Genomic DNA, 17976 nt, shown 5'->3' on the forward strand with positions numbered 1-17976 from the left:
AATGCATATGACACGCAACTCCTATCCTTTCTTGTTTCTCGACAATTCAAGTATAAAGGATAAAGGAGCTTGCGTGTTTTTTATGCGTGATAATTGTTTCAAAACCCCAACATTTATTGTAGAGCCTAATTTTTCCACGTGCGCCCACTCCGCCGATCAGACAAAACGTAAAAAAACCACCGCATTTCATGAAAATGCAGCGGTTTTACTCATATTATGCATCAACTTGTAATTGGTCACGTCTTCCGACTACCGACAGTTCAAGAATTTCAGCAATATCCATCGTTTGAATGTCGTCTTCGACTTCTTTTGCCTTCGTCCCATCAGAGAGCATCGTTAAACAGTACGGACAGGCGCTGCCGATCATGGATGGCGAAACAGCTAGAGCCTGCTCGGTCCGGGCAACATTGACGCGCTGCCCAGCTTCTTCTTCCATCCACATCATGCCGCCACCGGCTCCGCAGCACATGCCGTTTTCTCGATTGCGATCCATTTCAACGACGGTTAGTCCAGGAATTGCCTCGAGTATAGCTCTTGGTGGATCATACACCTCGTTGTAGCGGCCAAGGTAACAGGAATCGTGATAGGTCATTGTTTCCTTAATTTCATTTTGCGGTGTAAGCCTGCCATCGCGGACGAGTTCGGCGAGCAGCTCGGTATGATGATATACTTCTACGTCTTCAAGCCCGAATTCCGGATACTCGTTTTTAAAGGTATTGTAGGCGTGCGGGTCTATCGTGACGATTTTTTTGATATCATTTTTCTGAAACTCACTGATGTTGGAAGCAGCGAGCTCCTGGAACAAAAATTCATTTCCGATGCGGCGCGGGGTATCGCCGGAGTTCTTTTCTTTATTACCCAGAATCGCAAAGCTCACGCCGGCTTCATTGAGAAGCTTCGCAAATGACTGTGCGATTTTCTGGCTGCGCTTATCGTATGAGCCCATTGATCCAACAAAAAAGAGATACTCGAATTCGTTTTGTTCACGTTTTTTCATCTCTTTGAGCGTTGGCGCGTCGATATCATCGCGTCCATCGCGCCAGTTTTCCCGTTCTTTGCGGTTAATCCCCCATGGATTGCCCTGTCGTTCAATGTTGGTCATGGCGCGCTGGGCATCGGAGTCCATTTTTCCTTCCGTCAGAACGAGGTAACGGCGCAGGTCAATGATTTTATCGACGTGTTCGTTCATGACCGGACACTGATCTTCACAGTTCCGGCAGGTCGTACAGGCCCAGATTTCCTCTTCCGTAATTACTTCGCCGATCAAGCTGACATCATATGGGGACCGCAGTTCTTCGGCAGCACCTTCTGTGGTGGCGGCAATTTCCTCCGAGCCGCTGCCGCCCGCTCCCGCCGCAGCAAGGCGGTTGCCACGCGTACCGCTGAACGCGTATGCCGGAAGCCATGGCGAACGTGATGTGACCGCGGCACCTTTTTCGGTTAAATGATCGCGCATCCGGAGAAGAAGGTCCATCGGGGAGAGCATTTTCCCAGAGCCGGTGGCCGGGCACATGTTTGTACAGCGGCCGCATTCTACACAGGCATACAGATCAAGCAGCTGTTTTTGGTTAAAGTCCTCCACTCTGCCGACGCCGAATTCTTCCTTCGTCTCATCCTCAAAATCAATTGAGGCAAGCTGGCCGACCGGATGGGTGCGCCCGAGCCAGACGTTGGCCGGACCGGCAATAAGATGCGCGTGTTTGGACTGCGGTACGTACACGAGAAAAGTTAGTAAAAACAAGAGATGTGCCCACCAGAAGACAAAAAAGAGCACACCGGCCGCTGTAACAGGAATAGCCCCAAAAACTGCAGCAATCGCAGACGCCATAGGCTCAAAACCGGTGAGCGGCTTGTTGAGCCAGATAATTTCCATCCCTTTTGCCATCATTTTCGAGATCATCAGGCCACCGATAAAAATAAGCACGAGCCCTGCTTTCCAGCCGCGCTTCAGGCGGACGAGCTTTTCGACATAGCGACGGTGGAATGCCCACGCTACTGCGACAAGAATCATGAACACAACGACTTCCTGAAAAATAGTAAATACCGGATAGAGTGGTCCGAGCGGAAGATGCCCGCCAATGTCGAGTCCCTTCCAGATCGTATCAATCGCACTGAACTGAACAAGCAGAAACCCGTAAAAGAACATGACATGAATGATACCGCTCTTCTTATCCTTTAATAATTTCTTTTGGCCGAAGACATTGGTGACCACCGCATTCCAGCGTTCTTTGGCAGTCTGGTCAAATTCGGCTTTTTTCCCCAGTTTGATGTATTCATAGCGTGTTTTCACAACGCTTGCAAATAAAAAAACGGCGTACGCAGTTACCAGCAAAAACGCAATCCAGTTCACAATAATATAGGTCTCCATTCCTCTACTCCTCTCTATGATGTAAATAACGAAAGCGCTTTCTTCTAATTTTATGTTCTCAGTATATCAAAAAACAAAGTGAATGAACATTCAGTCATGGCATTTTTATAAAATTTTTTTACAAAAAAAGCTAACTGATTTATTTTTTCGGGCATCCTAACCTTAATGATGCCACAATGATGAGGTGTTTTATGATAATTCTACGGGTATTGCTCGGTATCCTGCTTTTTTTGGTATGGTTTTCCATCGATTTTGTACTGGGACGAAAAATAAATAAGAAAGAGCACCGCCCTCTCTACTACCCGCATCGAGAAGGAATGGTCGATTGGATAGATAATGGAGCGGATTTTTTTCAAAGCTTCCAGCAGGACTTGAAATCAGCGGAGCATCACATTCATGTTATGTTTTATATTTTTCGTAATGACAGCATTGGCAGCCAGATCATTCAGACTCTTTGTGATAAAGCAGAACAGGGTCTCGATGTGCGGGTGCTGGTTGATCGTTTGGGGGCAGGAATGGATAAAAAAGGACGTGCTGCGCTGCAGAAAGCCGGGGTCCGATTTCATTATTCCTGCAGACCGGGACTTCCTTTTTACTTTTTCACTTTAAACCAGCGTAATCACCGAAAAATTAGTATTATCGACGGCCGCATCGGCTACCTCGGCGGCTTTAATGTAGGAGATGAATATATCGGGCGGGATCCAAAGTTCGGTTTCTGGCGTGATTTTCACCTTCGATTTCAAGGAGATGGTGTCCAGGATCTGCAGGCTCAGTTCTTTTCTGACTGGTCGAAGGCCGAAGCGCTTCCTGTGAAGGAATCAGAAGGATATTTTCCAGAATTGAATAAAGCGGAACAGCGCTTTCGATTTGTGGCGGTGGACGGCAGTGGGCTCGAAGGGATGTTTCATAAGGTGATTTCGAATGCTGAGCATTTCGTCTATATCGGCAGTCCATATTTTATCCCGGGCCGGCGTTTACAGGAGGCACTCCTGAAGGCTGCAGAACGTGGCGTGGATGTTCGGATTCTGCTGCCGGAAAAACAGGATCATCCGCTTGTTAAGGAGGCTTCTTATTCCTATCTGCGTGAATTGATTCAGGCAGGGGCGAAGATTTACCACTTCCAGGATGGTTTTTTTCACGCCAAGGCCCTCCTCATTGATAATGACATCTGCGATATCGGCACCGCCAATTTTGATCAGCGCAGTTTTCATTTAAATTCTGAAATGAATGCTCTCGTGTTTTCTCCGGAGATTATAGAAAAGGTAAAATCGGTACTCGAAAGAGACATGGATCATTCTACGCTTCTTACGGAGAGTGATGTGAATCGGCTGCCTGTAAAGACACGCCTCACTCAGCTTGCGGCAAAGCGGATCGAACGGTTTTTATAAGAAAAAAGAGAGCCGAAAAGCTAACCTGCTTCTCGTGCTCTCTTTGATTTATGAGCTGGAAAGATGTTTATTTTCATAATCATAGGCTGCTCCGCCTTTCAGGAGGCTTCCTGAGATAAATGCGATCAGCGAAAGTACGACAGGCAGCACAACAGAATGCATTCCTAATGGCTCCGGCCAGAAGGTGTGGATTAGAATATAGCTGCCGACGCCGGTGATCATGGAGGCTATGGCCCCGGCGTAATTGGCGCGCCGCCAGTACAATCCAAGCACAACCGGCCAGATAAAGGCGGCTTCGAGTCCTCCAAAGGCGAACAAATTGAGCCAGATTAACAATTCAGGAGGGCTGAGCGCCATGGTAAACACGGCGATTCCAAGTACGGTGGTAACACCGATGCTGACTCGGCGGACCTGCTTTTGCTCTGCATCAGGGCGGATATAGTTCAAATACACATCCTTGACCACAGCTGAGCTGACGAGCAGCAGCAGCGAGTCGACCGTTGACATGATGGCAGCCATCGGCGCAGCCAGTACGATGCCGGCAAGCCAGCCGGGCAGCACCTCTAAAGCCAGCAGAGGCATGACGGTGTCGGGAGCTTCAATCCCCGGCAGAATGGGCCGGGCCATTACACCTGCCAGATGAAAGCCAAACATCATAAACGCCACCACAATCGTGCCGATAATCAGAGCGCGGTGCATGGCTCTCGCGTTTTTATAGGACATGGCGCGGACAGCTACCTGCGGAAGACCGACCACACCGACACCGACGAGAATCCAGAAGGACGATACATATAAAGGTGTAAGGCTTCCGTCCGCACCGTAAGGAGTTATAAGATTTGGGTTCTCCGCCGCTAAATCTGACATTATGTTGCTCATGCCTCCGCCGGCGATAATCGTTCCGACCAGGATAATTATCGTTCCGAAAAACATGACAATCCCCTGCATGGTGTCGGTTACAGCTACCGCCCGAAAGCCGCCGATGATGACGTAGACAAGCACCGTAACTGCAAACAAAAATAAAGCAGAAGTATATGACATACCAGTTACGGTTTCAATTAAGCGGGCACCGCCGACCCACTGAGCAGCCATGGCGGAAAACAAAAAAATTATGATGCTGAACGCACTCAGCAGCACCACCGTTTTACTGTTGTAACGGCTTTTCAGGAAATCGACAAGGGTAACTGCGTTATAGCGCCGTGCCATGATCGCGAATTTTTTCCCAAGAATCATAAGGACAAAGTAGCCCGTTGCGACTTGAGACATGGATAACAGCACCCAGCCAAGTCCTTCACTGTAAGCTGCACCCGGTCCGCCGACAAAGCTGCTTGCGCTCCCGTAAGTTGCCACCATCGTCATCGCGAGAATCAACCCGCCGAGCTCCCGGCTGCCAAGGAAATATTCCTGCAGAAAGTTGCTTTTTTTTGCGACATAGCGTGAAGACCAGAAGCCGATAAGAAAGACGGCGGCAAGAAACAAAAGCAGCGGCACCATCACACTTAAATTCATCGGCGCTGCTCCCCTTTCTCCTCAAAAGGCACTTCCCGGAAAAATCCCTTCACCAAAATAGTCACAAGTACAATCATCAATACCGAACCGGCCACACAGCTGTAAAAAAACCAGGCCGGCATGCCGAGTATGTATGCATATTCGCCGGGAGGTCCGGATCCAAGTCCGTAGGCGAAGCCAAACCACCAGACGAAATTAATAATAACAAGAGCCACGCCAAGCAGCGCCTCGCTGTGGGCGATGCTAAAGCGTGGATCCAGTTTGCTGTTATCATTTCTCATAACCGCAGCCCCCTTTTTCCCCTATGTTAACTCCTTTTCTAGCTCCCGGCGCTGATTTCCTTTATTTGGGACGAATTGTGTAAAAAATGCCGGGGCCTGGCCCCCAAAATTCTCACGCACGAACCGGGACACGATGGCGTTATAGGAATCCGGTGTTAATGTCGGAACCTGATGGCCGATTCCCGAGACAAACACTACATCCTTTGGCGCACGGACAGCATATTTATAAAATAAGTATTGGTAATAATGAACATACCAATCTCTTGAACCATAAATCAACAAAAGTGGTGCTTCTAATTGCGAAAGCGTTGCTGTACAGCTGTAATGGAGAGCGGAGGTGTATATCGAGCTTAACAAAGGAGCATGGGAGGTGCGTACTGTATTATAAATCGCCTGCTCATGCTGTTCTTTATGGGAGTTGGCCACGGAAAGCATTCGTCCGAGCAGACCAAGCCAGCCTTTATTACAAATCCAGATCCCTGTTTCAAACTCCTGACGCAGCAGGGTTGTACATACTACAGGAAAGCCTCCGGCGAGAACGACTCCGGCGGTTTTTTCGGGCCAGCGCAGCGCAAATTCTAGTGCAACCGAGCCGCCGCACGAATATCCACACAGCACAACACGGCCAAGCTCAAGCTCATCGACGAGGTTGCAGATATCCTGTGCCCACTCCTCTACGGTAAGCGTCCCCTTCCCGCTTGAACTGTAGCCGTGGCCTCTGGCGTCCATCATAACCGTACAGAAGTCACGGGCAAGCCAGCGCTGTTCATAAAACGTTGCCGCACCCATTGCCGGCGGGTGGATAAAGATAAGAGGTACACCTTTTCCTTTAATTTGATAATGAATGGAAGCTCCTTGTGATGAAATAAATGGCACAACTGTTCACCCCGATGTTTCAGCCGCTGCCACCCTGAATAAACGGCAGCACCCACTGATATATTTTGTAGCCGAGAAAGATTCCAACGATCCCCATAACTCCTGCCAATGCCGGCGGAGCAGGAATCGGCAGACGGATAAACCCAAAAATCAATCCAACCGCAATTCCTGATAAAAGAGATAAAATGATGTCCTGCATGATGTTTCTCCCTTTCTTTCTATGTAATATGCTGCAATGTCTCTGCTCCTATTCTTCTCTGTCCCGGTAAACAATACCTGCTGAGAGATCGGCTTCTTACAGGCTGTACGAAGACTAAGAAAATGCCTGCCGCACCGGCAGTGTAAATAACGCACATCAAAAAAGCCTCCTCCCCGCCTGGTCTGGGGGGAAGAGACCTATTGAAACTTACATCTTTTCAGGAGCTGTTACTCCGATCAGCTTCATCCCGTTCTGAAGAGTAGTTTGAACGGCTTTTGCCAGCACAAGCCGCGCCTGCGACTGGGTCATATTGTCACTATCTATAACGCGCTCCGCATTGTAAAAACTGTGAAATACAGAGGAAAGCTCATGAAGATAGTTCGTCATCCGGTGCGGAGAGTACTTTGCGGCTGCGAGCGCCACCGTCTCCGGGAATTCACTAATTTTTTTCAGTAGATCAATTTCTTTTTCACTTGAAATCGGGCTTAGATCTGCGTTTGGTTCATATGATACACCTTTTTCCTCTGCCTGCCTGAAAATACTGCACAGGCGGGCGTGTGCATACTGAACGTAGTAGACCGGGTTTTCATTTGACTGCGACTTCGCAAGATCAAGGTCAAAATCAAGGTGTGTGTCCGGACTTCTCATCGCAAAGAAGTAACGGGTGGCATCGATGCCTACTTCCTCCATTAAATCACGCAGTGTAACTGCTTTTCCGGTCCGCTTGCTCATTTTCACGCGTTCTCCATGTTCATAAAGGTTTACCATCTGGATAATCTGTGTTTCCAGCTGTTCTTTGCTGTAACCGAGCGCCTGAACAGCTGCCTGCATTCTTGGAATGTAGCCGTGATGATCGGCTCCCCAGATGTTGATCACTGTCTCAAAGCCGCGCTCAAATTTATTTTTATGGTAAGCAATATCCGGAAGCAGATACGTATAGCTTCCATCACTTTTGACAAGGACCCGGTCTTTGTCATCACCGTATTTAGTTGATTTAAACCAGACGGCCCCTTCTGCGTCATAGGTTTCGCCTTTGGACTGCAGAAGCTCCAGAGTATCTTTTACTTTGCCGTCATCATATAAGGATGTTTCTGAAAACCATTCGTCAAACGGGACACGAAAATCAAGCAGGTCCTGCTTCAATTTTTCCATTTCCCGCTTCAGGCCGTACTCACGGAAAAAAGCAATTCTTTCTTTCTCCGGCATCTGAATAAACCGCTCGCCGTGCTCTTCAGCAAGCTCTTTTCCAAACTGCTGGACGTCCTTACCCTGATAGCCGTCCTCCGGCATGTCCGACTCTTTGCCAAGAGCTTCCATGTACCTGGCCTGTACAGAGTAAGCGAGGTTCAGAATCTGGTTGCCGGCGTCATTTATATAATATTCACGTGTGACATCAAAACCTGCTGTATGCAGGATACTGCATAGTGAATCTCCTACCGCCGCTCCGCGGGCGTGGCCGAGATGCAGATTTCCGGTCGGGTTTGCCGAGACGAACTCCACCTGAACCTTTTTTCCGCCGCCAAATGTAGAAGCACCGTAATCTTCTCCCGCCTCCAGTACATTTGGAATCAAATCCAATAAGTAGCGGTTATCGAGAAAAAAATTAATAAACCCGGGGCCGGCAATTTCCATTTTCTTAATGGAAGCCCTGGATTTATCAAAATGGTTCAGAATATCCTCAGCAATCTGGCGCGGTGCTTTTCTTGCGACCTTCGCCAGCTTCATTGCCATATTTGTTGCAAAATCCCCGTGTTCTTTTTCCTTCGGGGTTTCCAATATCACCTCGGGAATGTCTTCTCCTGAAGCAAGTCCGGCTTTTTCGACGGCTGCAATTATTTCTTCTTTCATTCGTTCTTTCATTTGTTCTGCGATGTTCATACTATTTACGTTTCCTCCTCTATCGAAATCGTTACATCATAACGGCCGGCCACAGTTCCCTGAAGTGTTAAATCATAGCCGAACTGGATTCTTCCTGTTTTGCCGGTGTCGGACCACATGACAGCCAGCTGGTCAGTATCTGCCTCGGTCGACAGCTTTCCGTAAGGTGTTTCATACGTTCCTTCTGTCCGCTCTCCATAATGGTACTGCTGCTTCATCGTGACAGAACCGGAGCGCAGTACTGTAATTTCAGATTCCCCGACCTTTAATACCGTCTGGACTTCTCCGATATCTTCTAATTCTTCTTTAAATGTAACATAAGTCCAGTTGTTTTTCTGATACAGCACGCCTTTTGCTTCAAGACGAATTTGATCCTTTTCCTCTTTTTGGCGGATATTTGTCGTCATCTGTACAGCTACCGGTGTTTTTACTGATTCAGACATTCTGCTCTCCCCCTCCATTTTCTCTTATCGGCTTCCTCAGAAGCAGAGAAATCTTAGAAAAAGCCTCGTACTGATCGTTCAGATTAGCCTCGTACACAAATTTTAGCGATTTGATCAGGCACTTGCAAGCCGATGCACGGAATTCGGTAATTTATTAACTATATGAATCATGAAAAAGAAACATGATTGTACATTTTATTGGGGAAAATGCCTGGTCGGAGGAAGCGTCATTGTGCGATTTTCCTTGTATTTTTTCCAAAGACTCGTAACCATTGACGCGACGGCAGTTCCAAACAACAGACCTGCAGCGGCATCAAGTGGATAGTGATGACCGACAAATACCCTCGAAAACGCAGCCACTCCTGCAAAAAGGAAGGCCGCGATACCGAGCCTTTTGTCTGCCTGATATAATATCACGGCGGCAGCTCCAATAATGACAGCTTGATCACTTGGAAAGGAGGGGGAGACGCTTTTCTCAATAAGCAGTGTAACCTCAACATCCTTCTCCATAAAAGGACGGGGACGATCAACAATCACTTTGGTGATCCGGTTCAGCAAAAAGGCAGTGGATATCGCCAGCAGCCCAATTCCTGCCCGTTTTTTATGAGATGTTAAAAACAGTGCAGCGACTGCCAGGAGGCCGATTAAATATCCAAAGGAAGAAAAGAATATCATTACAACATCAAGCCAGTTGTAGCGTCCTGCCAGGTTGTTTATATATTCAAACAGCCTCAGATCCATATCCTTTCCCCGCTTTCCTGGATAGATGATATATAACATTATACATTTTTTTGAAATTACCTTCTTTTTCTGAAAAATAAAAAGATGGTTTTTTCCACTGCATCTGAATGATTTCCCCCTCTTGTCCTGCTTTTCCCGCCGGGGGCGGAGGCTTTCCACCTTTCTTCGCAGCCTATCCCGCGCTGCGCTTCACCTTTCCCACTTATTTCCTACTTGTTTTCACGACTCCGTGCAAAGACCCCGCAGGAAGTGTTTTTTTCTGCCAAGGAGGCTCGAGCAGTGACCACGGAAAGCGAAATGCATAGGCGAAGAATCTCCTATACAGTAGACAATCCAGACTGACTCAATAGAATCGTCTGGATTTTGCATTGGATACTATACTTTTGTCCGAACATTCTCGTGATTAGGATAGATCCTGTTTAAATTTTATTTTTTCTCCATCCTGGAAGTCGATATCAACGTCTATTTTCTTAACTTCCTCTTCTTCTGCATTTACCGCTTCAAGTACTTCCGCTCTCATCTCTTCAATAGAGCGGTCCGTAGAAATGTCAATTGAACCAAGTATTGCTTCAATTTCTTCATGTGCTTCAGTTCCAGTTACAGACGACTCGCTGCCGTCCCGTTCTATCTCTGCTTCATTATCGTCCCGCTCATATTCGTATTCCCATTGCTCTTTGTTCGTAAATTCGATATCAAGATCAAATTCATGGACGGATTTATTTTCTTCAGCACGCTTCGGCTTATGATCAACTTCCAGCTTTTCCCCGCCGTCATATTTTATTTCAAGTTCAAATTCCTTTACATCTACTTCTTGTAAGCCAAGTTCCCCCAGCACTTCAGATTTTATTTCGGAAAAAGGCCGGTCCGCTGTTATTACTGCAGCCCCAAGAAGTGCTTCGATTTCTTCCTCTGCCTGGGAGCCTTTCAAATCCTTTCCGTCTCCACGCTCTATTTCGGCACTGTCATCCCGTTCATATTTGTATTCCCACTCTTCGTCGTCTGTCAGTTCCAAGTCAAGGTCAAATTCATATACATGAGAAAAAGTTGCTTCTTCTGATAAGACTCCTTCTTCTGCCGCAGCCGACTCAGAGTTCGTATTCTTTGTATCCGGCTGTTCTGAACCGCCGCTTCTATCAGTGGTATCCTCTTCACTCATCCCTGTAGTTCCGCATGCACCTAAAAGTAATAGGACTGCCGCTCCTGAAAGTACTGCTTTCATTTCCATCATCCTTTCAACTCTTTTCTTACCTTTCTGTTACCAAGTCTATAAGGCAGAAATTAAGAGAAGATAAGGTGAAGATTAGAATTCGATTAGAAATTCGGCAATACTCTCTCATTTTTTTGTGTGCTTCCATTCAAGCGCTTTTTGCTCGAGCTGCTTCACAAATTCATCTTTTCCATCCATGTAGCCATAAATGTCTTCAGGAAATGCTTCTGCAAGTCCGGCTTTTAATTCCCCGTACTCCTGTGCCTCCCCTGGATGAGCTCTCAAGTAATCCCGAACAGCTAAATGTCTTAAAATAGCATGTTGATTATCATACTGAAACGTGTGGACATGATGCGTGCGCTGCTTTCCTCCTTTTCTAAAATACCTCCGGCCAGGTATGTGATTCTCTCCTAATGGCTCATAGCCGATCTTTATCATTGATTGATTCAGGGCGTCTACTCTCTTAATGCTTCTGACTACCGGCATGATGTCTATCACCGGCTTCGCTTTTAAACCAGGCACCGAAGTGCTGCCGATATGATGAATTTCCATTATTTCTTCCTGAAAGACTTCCAGAAGAAGCCGTGCTTCGCTCTGAAACAGCTGCGGCCACCGCTTATCATACTTAATGACATTAACGTACATCGATCGCACCTTCTTTTCCCTTACGGCTCACTCGACCAGCGTCTGCGAAAGATATTCCTGTGTGGGCACAGCTTATATATTTTCATTCCCTCCACTACGTGACTACTGTTGTCATTTTTTCACGAAACATGATGTTTCACGTGAAACAATGAAACTATTTTTTTGCTCTTTATCGATACTTTAGGTTTTACTCTCCGAACAGGGTCCCCTTCTCCGCTTTTCTCAGCTGATCATATGCATAGACCGCAATTGCGGTATCCTGAACGCCTGTACCAGTTAAATCACAGATCGTAAATTGTTGGTCATTTTCACGACCACCCGCATTCCCGGAAATCACCGCTCCGATTTCACGGACATCACTATTTTCATCAATTATCCCCGCTTCTGCCGCATGATGATGTTCCCCAAGCCGCAGAACCTGGCTTTTAGAATCACAGAAAAGCAGATCAGCAGCCCCGATCACCTCCGGATGGATTTCATTTTTGTCTTCAGCATCTGAGCCCATGGCGGTAATATGGAGTCCTGCATGAAGCCAGTCCTTCTGAACAATAGGCTCCTTCGCAGGTGTTGTCGTAATCACTATTTCACTCGAACGCACTACTTCTTCTGCGCTTTCAGCTGCACGCACGTTCATGCCGTCGGCTTCACGCATTTCCTCAATAAAGGCTGCAACCTTTTCCGGATTTCTTCCATACACAAGCACATCTTCAATTTCTCTCACAATCATCAACGCTCGAAGCTGATATCGTGCCTGCGCTCCCGTTCCGATGATTCCAGCAGTAGTCGCACGTGCCGGGGCAAGATATTTGGCTGCTACCGCCCCTGCCGCAGCGGTCCGTACATCTGTTAAGTAACCGTTATCCTGCAGAACTGCTTCCGGAAACCCTGTTTCCGTGCTGAAAAGAAGCATCATTCCACTCAGGCTCGGCAGTCCTTTTGACGCGTTATTAAAAAATCCGGAAGAGATTTTTAGAGCAAATTTATCCAATCCTTTCATATATGCCGTTTTCACGTCCACTTCTCCGTTGTTTTCCGGAATATCCACCCGAAGAATCGGCGGCATTGTCACCTCTCCTGCCTCGAGTTTCCGAAAGCCCTCCTCTATCAGCTCTACTGCTTTCTCATTTACGTCCACAACGTTCCGGATATCTTTCTCTGAAAAAATAAACATGAGTTCAGCCCCTTTCATTCCTGGTAGAATAGATATATAAATAGTTTAATTGGAGGATACTGCCATTGCAGCTATTACAGGTTCTTTTACATATAACAGTACTTGCGGGCGTTCTTATTATTATTGCTGATCAGACCCGCCGCAAGAAGAAAAACAAGCTGCTGCTTCTGCTTGCTGTGCTTGGTTTACTTTCTGTAATTGACTTTACCCTTTCTTTCTTCAACTAATTCTCTCTGCCGGGTGGAAATTCCTTTTTTCTTACTATGGCTTAAAATAGAGATAAAACGGGTACTAATTTAGAATGAAAAACGTTCAATTCATTTTTCGACGAACCCTTTATGTGTTTGAATTACCACAAATTTTTATGTATCTGCTTTTTAAAAAAACAGAAAGCTGGTGAGGTAATGAATTACAGAGCACTTGGAGACACGGAATTAAAAGTAAGTGAACTTAGTTTCGGAACCTGGGCTATTGGTGGATCATGGGGAAGAACTGATGATAATGAAGCTTTGAGAAGCCTGGATTATGCCATGAGTGAAGGCGTCAATTTCTTCGATACAGCCGACGTGTACGGCGGCGGACACAGTGAGGAACTATTGGCAAAAGCCACTAAAGGCAGGGAAGATACCATTCATATCGCAAGCAAATTCTGCCGTGCCGGAGATATAGATGACCCTTCCACCTATTCGGAGGAATCTGTTCGTGCTTATTGTGAAAATAGTCTAAAACGACTGGACCGGGATGCGCTTGATCTTTATCAAATTCACTGTCCTCCTCTGCACATTTTAAAGGACGGACGCGTATTTGAAGTGCTCGATAAGCTCAAGCAGGAAGGGAAAATCAGATATTATGGCGTTAGCGTAGAAACAGTAGAAGAAGGTTTTGTCTGTTTAGAAAATCCAAATGTGAGCGCGCTGCAGGTGATTTTTAATATTTTCCGCCAAAAGCCGTTAGAATCTTTATTTCCAGAAGCAAAACGCCGGGGCGTCGGTATATTAACAAGAGTGCCGCTCGCAAGCGGACTGCTGACTGGAAAGTTTACGAAAGCAAGTACTTTTGAAGAAGATGACCACCGCTCTTTTAACCGGAACGGGGAACAATTTAATGTCGGAGAAACCTTTGCCGGCCTTCCTTTTGAAACTGGTGTCGAGCTGAGTGAAGAACTGCAGTGGATTACAGAAGGCCGCGAAACGATGACACAGGCAGCGCTGCGCTGGATATTGGATCAGGACGACATTACTTGTGCGATCCCCGGATTTAAAAATAAGAAGCAGATAAAAGATAATCTAGAATCTATTCACGTGAAGCCATTTACAGACGAGGAAAAACAAAAGCTCCGCGACTTTTACTCCAGCCGAGTTCATTCCAAAATCCGCGGCGCCTACTAATTCATATTATTGTTGCAAACAGTGGTTCCCGACGAGATGCATGCGGACATGAAGTACGCTATTTGCTGAAAAAGTGGTAAGATTGGGATCTTATTTCGGGTGGTAACGGAACTCATGTCCGGCAACGTCTTCAAACAGGGCTGCTTTCAGCAGATAGCGGAACCAAGGTCCGGGATAGGCAGTGCCGAGAATCGGCCTGCGACTCATTCACACACGATGGCATATCATACGAGTGGTCTTCAACGTATGACCATCAAATGGTTCTTCTTCTTCTCCGACGGCCTTAAAACCGCGCGCTTCATAAAAATGCTTTCCCTTGGCGTTATCTGATTCAACATTCAGAGTGATCGTTTTTGCGGACGGAACTGCATTGATTGCTTTTTCAAGCAGCATGGAGCCGCTGCCTTTCCGCTGGTATTCCGGAAGCAGATAAATAGCAGCCAGTTCTGATTCACCCGCCAGGTTCGGGTGACTTATGTTCACAAACCCAATTATTATTCCGTTCCTTTCAGCGACAATCATATTCGAGCGTTTCAGCCGCAGCTTCATCATTCTATCTGAATACGCCTGATTCAAAAACCTGTCCTGAACCGGGCGGGGAATAAGTCCGTCATACGTGTCGTGCCAGCTGGCAGTTGCTACATTTCGCACAGAGGCAATGTCTTTTTTCTTCATTGCACGGATGATTGTCATGGAGAAGCACCCTCTCTTAAAGACTGTAAGAAATTATTCGCTGCAGTAATGGAAAATTCCTTTTTCATTATCCGTACACATGCAAATAGGACAAGACCACGTACCGGTGGATAACGACCAGACAGAAAAATAGTGGCTGTATCATAAATGATACTCGCCCCTTTTGCATGGTAAAAAAAGCAGGGGACAAGTCCTTCGCTTTCCGTGGGCAGCTCTTCAGCTAACCGGGCGAAACCCACGCCCGGCGGATCTTCAGCCGCTGCTGTTCCACCGGAGTCTTCGGACTTGTACCCTGCTATCTTCTATTTAGAATACTTTTTTTCTATAAAAAAGGGCTTTTGCTACAGCCCCGTATATTCCCATGCTACATTGCATAATAAACGGCGAGAACTACGGCCAGGTAAAAAACAGCCGCCCCTCCCCAGATCGTTTTTTTACTCATTGTTTCCCACCTCCCGCTTCGAGCTTCACTCGCTGGAGCCTTAATGCGTTAAGAACCACCGATACGGAGCTGAAGGCCATGGCCGCACCTGCTACCCATGGGGCTAGCAGCCCGGCGGCTGCGATTGGAATACCAATGGTGTTGTAGATAAAAGCGAAAAATAAATTTTGTTTAATGTTACGCATTGTTTTGCGGCTCATAAGGACAGCGTCCGCGACACTATTTAGATCGCCGCGCATCAATGTCACATCAGCCGCTTCTATCGCCACGTCCGTTCCGGTACCGATTGCCATGCCGATATCTGCGACGGCAAGAGCCGGAGCGTCATTAATACCATCTCCAACCATCGCCACTTTTTTTCCTTCCCGCTGGAGCTTTTCAATTTCTGCACTTTTTTCTTCAGGCACTACTTCTGCAAGAACCCTATCAATTCCAACTTCTGCTGAGATTGCTTCTGCGGTGCGGCGGTTGTCGCCGGTAAGCATAATAACTTCAAGCCCAGCCGCTTTCATACGCTCCACGGCTCGCTTTGATGTCTCCTTCACCGTATCTGCCACAGCTGCCATTCCGGCGTATTTTCCGTCCACCGCTATCAGCATCACCGTTTTCCCCTGCATTTCCAGCTCACTCGTCTTATTCTCAGCCATGTTCATATCAATTCCATGTTTTTTCATCAAGTTACGAGTTCCTGCAAATACTCTGTGCCCTTCCGCTTCTGCTTCCACGCCGAATCCGGGATGAGCGGTAAAAGAAAAAGGCGCTTTAGGGTCCACATTTTTCTGACGTATACCCTCCACAATGGCTGCTGCGAGCGGGTGCTCCGAGTGCATTTCCGCTGCGCCGAGGAGCTGCAGAAAGGATCTTTCCTCCCAGCCCTCTTCCAAAATCAGATCCGTAAGCTCAGGCTCTCCTTTTGTAATGGTCCCGGTTTTATCGAGAACAACCGTATGAAGTGTCTGCGTACTTTCCAGGTATTCTCCCCCTTTAAAAAGAACGCCGATTTCAGCAGCCCTGCCGGAGCCTGCCATAATCGATGTTGGTGTTGCCAGGCCGAGGGCACACGGGCAGGCGATAACAAGAATGGAAATCACCGGAATCAGCGCGCTGCCCAGCTCTCCGGGAGCGACAAACATATACCAGACAAGAAAAGTGAGAATGGCAAAGCCGATCACTGCCGGTACGAAAATGCCTGAAATTCTATCGGCAAGCCGCTGAATTTCCGCTTTGGATCCCTGCGCTTCTTCGACGATTTTAACAATCTGGGAAAGCGCGGTATCCTTGCCGACACGAGTTGCTTGCAGGCGGATGGCGCCGTTTTTATTAATGGTCGCCCCCACCACTGAATCTCCTGCTTTTTTATCCACTGGAAGGCTTTCTCCGGTCAGCATCGACTCGTCTACGGCAGACTCGCCGTCTATCACTTCGCCGTCAACCGGAATTTTTTCTCCAGGCTTTACAGCAACAGTATCTCCGATCAGGACCTCTTCCACCGGAATGGTCATTTCTTCTCCATCGCGAATAATCACTGCCGTTTTGGCGCGAAGCCCGAGAAGCTTTTGAATGGCTTGAGAGGTCCTGCCCTTCGCGCGTTGTTCGAATAGTTTTCCAAGCACAATTAAAGTAATAATAATAGCTGCCGCTTCAAAATAGAGTTCAGGCATGCCCTGGCTTCCACTGCTGACCCATTCCCAGCCTAAATAAATACTGTAAAAATAGGCAGCTGACGTTCCCATTGCTACGAGTACATCCATGTTTGCACTCTTATTGCGCAGAGTTTTATACGCTCCCTTATAAAATTGCCAGCCGATGATAAATTGAACAGGCGTCGCAAGAGCAAGCTGGACCCACGGGCTCATGAAGGCATGAGGCAGCCACAGGAAGGAAGTGAACTCAAAATGAGTAACCATCGTCCACAGAAGCGGCAGCGATAATATGAGAGAGAATATAAATTTCCCTGTCTGATTGTCAACGGCTGCTTCCCTCTCTTTATTTGTCCCTGCTTCTTCGGTTTTTTCTTTAAGCTGGTAGCCGATTTTATCAATTGCTGCTTTCATATCCGCGGTAGAGACCTGGTCGGGATTGTATTCTACTGCGGCGGATTCCATAGCAAGATTTACGTTTGCCTGGACCACGCCAGCTAGTTTGTTCAGCTTTTTTTCCACTCGGCCTGCACAGGCTGCGCAAGTCATGCCCAGCACATCAAACTCAACTTTTTCATGAATTACTCCATATCCGAGCTTTTCAATTTTTTCTTCCATCTCCTGGGGAGAGGTTTTTTCTGGATCAAACGTGACGCTGGAGCGCTCAAGTGCAAAATTAACGTTTGCCTCTTGCACCCCTTCTATTTTTTTTAAACCCTTTTCTATTCGTGCTGCACAAGCCCCACAGGTCATACCCGAAATCTGAAGCGATGTTTGTTGTTGGTCACTCACACCTAACCCTCCTTTATAAATACTATACCTAGCTATGGTATTTATTCGAGATAAAATGTCCGGGCAGGTGTCACTGCCCGGCCGGATCATGCTCAGGAAACGACGTCATAGCCCTGTTCATCAATAGCTTCTGCAATATCATCATGAGTTATTTTCTCGTCGTTGTACTTTACTTCCACTATTCCGGCATCTAAATTCACCTGGACCGCTGCTACACCTTCGAGTCCGCCGACTCCGTCTTCTACAGCTTTGACACAGTGTCCGCAGGACATTCCTTTCACCTTCAGTGTTTCTGTTTTCATGACATACACTCCTTCA

The 17976-nt window shown here is 47.1% G+C and carries 19 protein-coding genes; 4 read left to right on the forward strand and 15 right to left on the reverse strand.

Annotation, left to right across the window (positions count from 1 at the left end; all coding sequences use genetic code 11):
* The coding region (locus ACE4RR_RS20145) for a hypothetical protein (RefSeq protein ID WP_375537232.1) at positions 1 to 232 on the forward strand (232 nt) is incomplete at its 5' end.
* Here ACE4RR_RS20145 and ACE4RR_RS20150 read toward each other — a convergent pair.
* Complete coding sequence (locus ACE4RR_RS20150; protein ID WP_375537233.1) at positions 215 to 2368, reverse strand: heterodisulfide reductase-related iron-sulfur binding cluster; 2154 nt, start codon at positions 2366 to 2368, stop codon at positions 215 to 217. The genes ACE4RR_RS20145 and ACE4RR_RS20150 overlap by 18 nt on opposite strands.
* A 191-nt stretch (positions 2369 to 2559) precedes the next feature.
* On the opposite strand from ACE4RR_RS20150, the gene cls reads away from it, so the two are divergent.
* Positions 2560 to 3756, forward strand: a complete 1197-nt coding sequence (gene cls, locus ACE4RR_RS20155) for a cardiolipin synthase (RefSeq protein ID WP_375537234.1) — start codon at positions 2560 to 2562, stop codon at positions 3754 to 3756.
* A 48-nt stretch (positions 3757 to 3804) separates the two neighbouring features.
* Here the strand turns inward: cls and panF are convergent, their stop codons facing one another.
* The 11 genes from panF to ACE4RR_RS20210 form a co-directional block, all read right to left on the reverse strand.
* The gene (gene panF / locus ACE4RR_RS20160) at positions 3805 to 5262 is read right to left on the reverse strand and encodes a sodium/pantothenate symporter (RefSeq protein WP_375537235.1); all 1458 of its coding nucleotides are present in this window, start codon (positions 5260 to 5262) and stop codon (positions 3805 to 3807) included.
* Complete coding sequence (locus ACE4RR_RS20165; protein ID WP_375537236.1) at positions 5259 to 5543, reverse strand: YhdT family protein; 285 nt, start codon at positions 5541 to 5543, stop codon at positions 5259 to 5261. The genes panF and ACE4RR_RS20165 overlap by 4 nt, the downstream gene beginning before the upstream one ends.
* 21 nt (positions 5544 to 5564) lie before the next feature.
* Positions 5565 to 6419: an alpha/beta fold hydrolase gene (locus tag ACE4RR_RS20170; RefSeq protein ID WP_375537237.1), complete on the reverse strand. Its 855-nt coding sequence runs from the start codon at positions 6417 to 6419 to the stop codon at positions 5565 to 5567.
* A 19-nt stretch (positions 6420 to 6438) separates the two neighbouring features.
* Positions 6439 to 6618, reverse strand: a complete 180-nt coding sequence (locus ACE4RR_RS20175) for a XapX domain-containing protein (RefSeq protein WP_375537238.1) — start codon at positions 6616 to 6618, stop codon at positions 6439 to 6441.
* 19 nt (positions 6619 to 6637) lie between these two features.
* Positions 6638 to 6775 (reverse strand): hypothetical protein, encoded by a 138-nt coding sequence (locus ACE4RR_RS20180; protein WP_375537239.1) that lies wholly within the window; start codon positions 6773 to 6775, stop codon positions 6638 to 6640.
* Positions 6776 to 6825: 50 nt separating this feature from the next.
* The gene (argS, locus tag ACE4RR_RS20185) at positions 6826 to 8496 is read right to left on the reverse strand and encodes an arginine--tRNA ligase (RefSeq protein ID WP_375537240.1); all 1671 of its coding nucleotides are present in this window, start codon (positions 8494 to 8496) and stop codon (positions 6826 to 6828) included.
* Positions 8497 to 8501: 5 nt separating this feature from the next.
* Entirely contained in the window at positions 8502 to 8939 is a 438-nt protein-coding gene (locus tag ACE4RR_RS20190; RefSeq protein WP_375537241.1) for a YwiB family protein, read from the reverse strand.
* A gap of 195 nt (positions 8940 to 9134) precedes the next feature.
* Entirely contained in the window at positions 9135 to 9680 is a 546-nt protein-coding gene (locus tag ACE4RR_RS20195) for a phosphatase PAP2 family protein (RefSeq protein ID WP_375537242.1), read from the reverse strand.
* A gap of 403 nt (positions 9681 to 10083) precedes the next feature.
* Complete coding sequence (locus ACE4RR_RS20200) at positions 10084 to 10899, reverse strand: YusW family protein (protein WP_375537243.1); 816 nt, start codon at positions 10897 to 10899, stop codon at positions 10084 to 10086.
* A 114-nt stretch (positions 10900 to 11013) separates the two neighbouring features.
* Complete coding sequence (locus ACE4RR_RS20205; protein WP_375537244.1) at positions 11014 to 11532, reverse strand: GrpB family protein; 519 nt, start codon at positions 11530 to 11532, stop codon at positions 11014 to 11016.
* 187 nt (positions 11533 to 11719) lie between these two features.
* The gene (locus ACE4RR_RS20210; protein ID WP_375537245.1) at positions 11720 to 12703 is read right to left on the reverse strand and encodes a cyclodeaminase; all 984 of its coding nucleotides are present in this window, start codon (positions 12701 to 12703) and stop codon (positions 11720 to 11722) included.
* A gap of 65 nt (positions 12704 to 12768) precedes the next feature.
* Between ACE4RR_RS20210 and ACE4RR_RS20215 the strand changes: the two genes are divergently transcribed.
* Entirely contained in the window at positions 12769 to 12930 is a 162-nt protein-coding gene (locus tag ACE4RR_RS20215; protein WP_375537246.1) for a hypothetical protein, read from the forward strand.
* A 177-nt stretch (positions 12931 to 13107) separates the two neighbouring features.
* Entirely contained in the window at positions 13108 to 14091 is a 984-nt protein-coding gene (locus tag ACE4RR_RS20220; RefSeq protein WP_375537247.1) for an aldo/keto reductase, read from the forward strand.
* 207 nt (positions 14092 to 14298) lie between these two features.
* Here ACE4RR_RS20220 and ACE4RR_RS20225 read toward each other — a convergent pair whose 3' ends face one another.
* The 3 genes from ACE4RR_RS20225 to copZ form a co-directional block, all read right to left on the reverse strand.
* The gene (locus tag ACE4RR_RS20225; protein ID WP_375537248.1) at positions 14299 to 14784 is read right to left on the reverse strand and encodes a GNAT family N-acetyltransferase; all 486 of its coding nucleotides are present in this window, start codon (positions 14782 to 14784) and stop codon (positions 14299 to 14301) included.
* A 438-nt stretch (positions 14785 to 15222) separates the two neighbouring features.
* The gene (locus ACE4RR_RS20230) at positions 15223 to 17658 is read right to left on the reverse strand and encodes a heavy metal translocating P-type ATPase (protein WP_375537249.1); all 2436 of its coding nucleotides are present in this window, start codon (positions 17656 to 17658) and stop codon (positions 15223 to 15225) included.
* 92 nt (positions 17659 to 17750) lie between these two features.
* Positions 17751 to 17960, reverse strand: coding sequence for a copper chaperone CopZ (copZ, locus tag ACE4RR_RS20235; RefSeq protein WP_375537250.1), 210 nt, complete (start codon positions 17958 to 17960; stop codon positions 17751 to 17753).
* Positions 17961 to 17976 lie beyond the last annotated feature (16 nt).

The sequence above is a fragment of the Alteribacillus sp. HJP-4 genome (assembly GCF_042139015.1).
Lineage (GTDB): Bacteria > Bacillota > Bacilli > Bacillales > Marinococcaceae > JBHIKY01.